Origin of the sequence: Serratia sp. 14-2641, from assembly GCF_001692375.1 — a bacterium.
Taxonomy (GTDB): Bacteria; Pseudomonadota; Gammaproteobacteria; order Enterobacterales; family Enterobacteriaceae; genus Chania; species Chania fonticola_C.
In genome coordinates, this window is record NZ_LXKR01000089.1 from 1 (window position 1) to 1,484 (window position 1,484).

At 54.2% G+C, this 1,484-nt stretch carries 1 protein-coding gene and 1 pseudogene; both read right to left on the reverse strand.

From position 1 onward, the window contains the following. Positions 1 to 1,199, reverse strand: a 1,199-nt coding sequence (locus A6U95_RS26830) for an arginine deiminase (RefSeq protein WP_065686704.1), incomplete at its 3' end; no start/stop codon positions are given. 15 nt (positions 1,200 to 1,214) lie between these two features. Then, a pseudogene (locus A6U95_RS26835) lies at positions 1,215 to 1,484 on the reverse strand (arginine-ornithine antiporter); the annotation flags it as partial.

Here is a 1,484-nt window from a genome sequence, read left to right on the forward strand (position 1 = left end):
CCGACAATCTCAATGACCTCAACCCCTTCTTTGCGTAGCTGGGTATTGGTTTTGGTATTACGATCGTAAGCCAGCACCACCCCAGGAGAGAGCGCCACCATATTGTTGCCGCTGTCCCATTGTTGGCGTTCGGTGTCGTAGTCGTTGCCTTCGGTTTCCACCACCCGCAGTTTTTTCAGGTTCAGTGCTCCGGCAATGGCTTCAACAAAGGTGCCTTTATCGCGGCTCAGCTTCATGCCGGTTGGGCCATCATCCGGGCGCAGTGAGAAGGTTTTGATCTGATTGACGATCGCCGGGTAGAGCGTCACCACATCGCGATCGCAGAAGGTAAATACCGTATCCAGGTGCATGGCTGCACGCAGTTTCGGCATGGCGGCAATCATCACCCGTTCAACACCGGAATGTTTGTTGGCAAACAGCGCGGCGGCCAGTTGGGTGATCGCCTGATGCGAAGTACGCTCACTCATCCCAATCAGCACCGTTTTGTTGCCGATCGGCATCACGTCCCCACCTTCGAGCGTGGCGGTACCGTGGTGCACCGTTGGGTCCCCCCACCAGACGTTAACATTGGCTTCGCCAAAGTCTGGGTGGAACTTGTAGATCGCCGTGGTCAGAATGGTTTCTTCGTGACGGGCAGGCCAATACAGTGGGTTCAAGGTCACGCCGCCGTAGATCCAGCAGGTGGTATCACGGGTATATAAGGTATTCGGCAGCGGTGGCAGCAGGTATTCTGTAATGCCTACCGCTTCGCGGATCAGTTTCAGCTCTTCGTGGTCGGCATAGCCTTCTTTGGCCAGCTCGGTAGTGGAGAGGCCTCCGATCAGTACCTCCGCCAATGCCCGTGGTGCCAGGCCATCAAGGAAGCTACGGGTTTCATTCAAGATCCCCAGCGACACTTCATTAGGCACAATCTGCTGATCCAGGATCCACTTTCTGGCTTCAGGCAGCGCCAGGGTTTCGGCCAGCAGGTTGTGCATTTCAACCACGTCCACGCCGTGTTCACGCATCTTGGTCATGAAGTCAAAATGGTCACGCTTGGCGCGCTCAACCCACAGCACGTCATCAAACAACAGCTCATCACAATTACTCGGTGTCAGCCGGTTATGCGCCTTGCCAGGGGCGCAGACCATGACTTTATGTAATTTCCCTACTTCTGAATGAACACCAAACTTGGACTGCGTCTTTTTTTTAGTCGACATAATGACTTGCCTCGATCAGATTGTGATAACGCCAGTGGCAATGCTGTAGATTGCAGCAACGGCGGCGACCATAACGATTACAAAGAGCCCCATCTCGGCCGGGGTGAACACTTTTGCGTGCTGTTCACGTTTGGCCATAATGTATAGCAGCGTGCCTGGGCCATAGATGATGGCGGAGAGCAGCAGATACTTCATACCACCGGCGTACAGCATCAGCAGTGCGTAGAAGGTGGCGATCAGCGCGAAGATCAGATCCTTTTTATGATCGCGTTTATCGGTTTCGTA